We start from the raw sequence: 4,991 nt of genomic DNA, 5'->3' as shown, positions 1-4,991 counted from the left end.
ATTTAAGCCACCAGAAACAGCAACAATATTCAAAGGTTTTGGTGATGTGATACCAGTCATAATTTGGTTCCTAAGCCTAAAACAAGAGATTGGACTTATTAATCAACAACGACGGCAAACTGTAAAATAACGAAATTGGTCAACCTTATCAGTTTTAAATATAAAAGATAAATAGTGGATTTTTATACTTTATTTGGGATTTAAGTTCCTGTTTTTATTTTATATAATTATTGGTGATATATTTTTTATAATAAAAAGTAAGCTTATATAAAAAACAGATTAATTTTGATTAAATGTTAAAAAACATCTGAAAATTTTAGCTAAGTTCTGCATTTATCATCATTTTGCATAAAAATGGATAAGATGAACGTATCTTTCATCTAAATAGTAGGGTTACAATAGGCTATACTTATGCTCAAGATTACTTTAATCGCTTATGAATATTTTAATCGTTGATGATCATCCTTTGTTTCGTCATGCTTTAATTCAAGCAGTACGTTATAGCCTGCCACAGGCACAAATTCATGAAACAGCTTCGGTTGATGAGTTTTATGAGCGTTTGGAAAATGGGGCAGAACCTGATCTAGTATTACTCGATTTAAATTTACCAGGTGCTTCAGGCTTTTCTGCTCTAGTCTATGTACGAGCACAGTATCCAGCTATTCCAATTATTGTGGTTTCTGCACATGAAGAAACTTCAATTATTCAGCGTGCGATTGCACATGGCGCGATGGGTTATATTCCTAAATCTGCTCATCCAAGTCATATTGGTGAAGCGATTCGTCAAGTATTAGAAGGTGAAATCTGGTTACCACCTAATTTGCCACCTAACCTTAATCTTGATCCGAGAGCGGCAGATGAAACTGCTTTAGCTGAACGTATTCAATCTTTAACACCACAGCAATTCCGTGTTTTGATGATGGTTGCTGAAGGTTTGCTAAATAAACAGATTGCTTACGAACTCGATGTTTCGGAAGCAACGATTAAAGCGCATGTGACAGCAATCTTTAGAAAATTAGGTGTGCAAAACCGTACACAAGCCGTATTGGCCATTAGCGCATTAAATATTGAAGATAAGAAAATCTAAAAATAAAAAAGACCTCAGTTGAGGTCTTTTTTATGTGTGCCACTTAAGCAAGGCAATCTTGCTTTGGTGTTAGGCTGTCGCAGTACAAAGGATTGAGCGCACATTGCAAATCATCAATTTGATCTTGAGTCACATAACCTTTCATTTTTAAATATTCAGCAACACGGTCATCACGCAAGCTTAAAAACGCTGCATCATAAACGCCTAGATCTACAAAAAGTGCCGCTGTTTCTAGACTATTGAAGCGATCAAGGAAAATATCATTGCCATACATTAAGAAGATATGGTCGAGTTTTGCTTTTTCATCGACATGTAGTCGTTCAGCAAGTTGATCTGGATGAGTTTTAATAAAGAGTAAGTCAGAAAGCTCATCAAACTGAGTCATATCTAACTGATTTTCTCCGAGTTTGACATGGCCAAGCCAAGCTTTGAAAACCAGTACAGCTCCACCGCGAAGCAACATGCTCCAAATTTGATGACGTGTATCGTGATCAAGGTTTTCACTTTCAGCGCTAAGCACTTTTAAGAAGTTTTCTTCTTGTTGTGCCAATTTATCAAATAAGCCTAATCCTTGAGGATGATAAGCCGCAGGTGCAAATACATCAAAATTTAGATCATGAAATACATTGAGTGCGAGTGGGACTGCACTTTGATAAATCGTATTTAACGCTTTGATATGGGCTTCATTCAGTTTGCTGTTGGGAAAAATACTTTGCCAATCTAGTTCAGGAAGTAAAGCATTGGCACTGTATTGACGATAAAACTGTTGAGATGAGAGTTGGTTTTGTGGGCTGTTATCAGAAATATTCATGGCAATTGTCCTTTGCATTAATTCGTGAGCAGGGGTACTTAATATAGAAATCGGTTAAAAAAAGGTTAAACATTTATCAAATGCGTTTGGAGTAGTTATGTGTCATCAAGAATGCAAGTAGAATACGACTAAAGTCGTATATGGTGGTTTTGGTTAGATAATATTTTTTAAAAACAAATGGTTATTAAATTGTAACTAAGTATACAAGTGTTCACTTACAAAAAAGATGGGCTTTGCCATAGAAAAAGGGCTGTTGGAAAGTTTAGCCAATTATTTAATCAACAAAAGTAGACTTTTTGAGCAGTTCTGCCTATTGGCTTAAATTAAACCTATAACTTTTGCCAAAAAATCTCTCCCAAACTTATAAAAAGCTTGGGAGAGGAAAATGTTTAATCTGCCGCGCTGGCAATTTTAAGTCCCGATAGCCATGCTCTTAGAGAGGCTGGTTTAAGCGGTTTTTTGAGTAAAACGATATTCAGTTCTTTCAATTGTTGAGGTAATTCTGGATGCGAGTCCGCTGTAATTAAAGCAACCGGAACATCATGCTGACGATTTTGCAAAATAAAATCTACACCGAGTTGGTTGTTATTTAAATGCTGATCGATAAGCCAGACCTGAATATTCTCTTTTTGAATAATCTCAAGTGCTTGTTCTGGTTCAGTGGCTTTAAAAACCTCATAACCCCATCGACCTAATAAGCTACTCATTCCTTCTAAAATAGTTTCATCATTGTCTAAACATAAAATCCGGTAGGCTTTAGTTTTTAAAGGTACTGCCTGTACGGTTGGGGTTATCACTTTTGGCGCTTCTACGACTGGAACCTCAATCATAAAGCAGGAGCCTTTATTGAGTTGAGAGTAGACATGAACAGGATAATTCAACAAACCTGTCATACGCTGCACAATTGCGAGACCTAAGCCTAAACCTTGCTCACCCCAAGGTGATAAATGCCCACAGCGTTCGAACTCTTGAAACAGTTTAATACGTTGTTCTTCGGCAATTCCGGGACCTGTATCCCAAACACCAATACGAATATGGTCAGGTTTTTGAGCTGAACGTAATACACCGACAATCACTCGGCCTTTGGCTGTATAGCGTAAGGCATTACTCACAAAGTTTTGAATAATACGTCGTATCCACTGTGGATCTGTGTCAATCCAGAACGATACATCGTGAACTTTGAGTGAAATATTTCGCTGAGCAGCAATCGATTTAAACTGTAGCTCAAGATCACTGAGTAAATCATGTAACGGGTAAGGTTGTCTTTTTGGCTGTATGCTACCGCCTTCTAAACGGGCAATATCGAGTAGGGCAGAGAGCATACTTTCTGCACCATATAGAGCACGGTCAAGCTGTTGCAAAGTTTGACGGTCTTCTTCTGTTGCAATGCTTTGTTCAAGAACAGTACTAAAGAGACGAGCCGCATGCATGGGTTGTAATAAGTCATGACTTGCCGCTGCAATAAATCGGCTTTTTGACATATTCGCCATATCGGCTTGTTCGCGTGCAAGCTGTTGCTCAGTTAAAGCATCTGCAAGTTGTTGGGTTCGGTCTTTTACGCGAGCTTCGAGTATTGCCTCATTTGCACGGAAAGCAGTAATGTCGGCGAACGTTGTAACAAAGCCCCCACCTGAAATAGGATTACCGCGCATTTGAATAACGCGTCCATCTTTACGGATTCGTTCAAATTCATGCGCGCTTCCGACTTTCATCCAGTGTAAGCGTTTACGAACATGTTCTTCGACTGAACCAGGGCCACATTCGCCGCGTTCAGCGTTATAACGAATTAAATCGGCAATTGGACAACCCACATAAACTAAGTCTTTCGGATAGCCAAATAGTTTTAAATATTGGTTGTTCCAAGCCACCAAACACATATTTTTATCAACCACACTCACCCCTTGGGTCATGTGGTCAATCATGGTCATGAGCAAGTTTTGATTGAAACGTTGCCACTGTGAGGCTTGGTCTAAAATATTAGCGACTTGACCTAATGCGAGGCCATTATTGATCATTGCTGTAGTGAGCAAAGTACGGGCAGAGGCTGCACCGATAATGCCAGCTAGATATTGTTCGGTAAAACGCCACCACATGCCATTGGCGATGCTATTGGGGTTGAGCGTGAGATGATTTTGCTCACAAAAGTTCTCGAATGCTTGTGTTGTTGGCTGTTCACCAGTAATTCTTTTAGCAAGCGCAAATAAATCGCCTACTTTTAAACGTGCTGCATCGTGAGGTAAATAAGTTAAATCGGTAGATGTATGCGGTGATGGCAGGGGTTTGGTTTCGTAGTAGAAAAAGCTTTCTGCCTGAATTTGTTCTGCCACACTTGGACGGTAAAGTTTAGAAATCCAAATATATAAAACAATATTTAAACCGAGTGACCAGATTACACCGTGTGTAAGTGGCGCAAATGATTCAAAACCAAAAAGTGACTCTGGTCTTAAGGCGTTAATTCCAAAAGGGCCAAAAAGCAAAATACTTTGGGCAGTTTCCTGGTAGGCCTCTGGCAAGCTACGTAAAATCGTTGGAAATAGTAATGTGTAACTCCACATCAAAAATCCGATAATGAGGCCAGCATAGACACCTTGGCGGCTTCCACCTCGCCAATACAAGCCTCCAATAAGCGCGGGTGCAAACTGGGCAACGGCACTAAATGCCAATAAACCAAATACTGAAAGCTGGTTAATATCATTAAAGAAATGGAAGAATAAAAAGCCAAGTAGCATCACCGCGACAATACTAATGCGACGGCTGAATTTAAGAACTTTAGGTAAATGTTTATCGTGACGTGATAGCAACTTAAAACGCCAGAGAGCGGGCATAATCAAGTCGTTACTGAGCATAATAGACAAGGCAACAGATGAAACCAGTAACATGCCTGTTGATGCAGAGAACCCACCTAAAAAGGCCAGTAAAGCCAACCACTCTTGGTTATAACTCAGGGGCAATGAAAGTACTGCAACATCAGGTACAGTTAAGAACTTCGGTGCTGCATGTAATGCCCAGCTTGCGATCGGAATAATGGCTAAAATTGTTAAAATCAGATAAACCGCAAACCATTTGCGTGCACCGCGAATATGTTTTTCATCT

3 protein-coding genes are annotated in these 4,991 nt (G+C 39.3%); 1 reads left to right on the top strand and 2 read right to left on the bottom strand.

All coding sequences use genetic code 11. The features are described 5' to 3' along the window. The first annotated feature begins 436 nt into the window (after nucleotides 1-436). The gene (locus UC75_RS10205) at nucleotides 437-1,087 is read left to right on the top strand and encodes a response regulator (protein ID WP_013196611.1); all 651 of its coding nucleotides are present in this window, start codon (nucleotides 437-439) and stop codon (nucleotides 1,085-1,087) included. 43 nt (nucleotides 1,088-1,130) lie between these two features. Here UC75_RS10205 and UC75_RS10200 read toward each other — a convergent pair whose 3' ends face one another. Continuing rightward, nucleotides 1,131-1,898, bottom strand: a complete 768-nt coding sequence (locus UC75_RS10200; RefSeq protein ID WP_013196612.1) for a hypothetical protein — start codon at nucleotides 1,896-1,898, stop codon at nucleotides 1,131-1,133. Between the two features lie 389 nt (nucleotides 1,899-2,287). Further along, nucleotides 2,288-4,991, bottom strand: a 2,704-nt coding sequence (locus UC75_RS10195) for a PAS domain-containing hybrid sensor histidine kinase/response regulator (RefSeq protein WP_228137259.1), incomplete at its 5' end; no start/stop codon positions are given.

The organism is Acinetobacter sp. V2, assembly GCF_001188385.1.
In the GTDB taxonomy this organism is placed as follows: Bacteria; Pseudomonadota; Gammaproteobacteria; order Pseudomonadales; family Moraxellaceae; genus Acinetobacter; species Acinetobacter oleivorans.
Note: the sequence above shows the minus strand (reverse complement) of the source record. Positions and strands in the feature narration are given on the sequence as shown.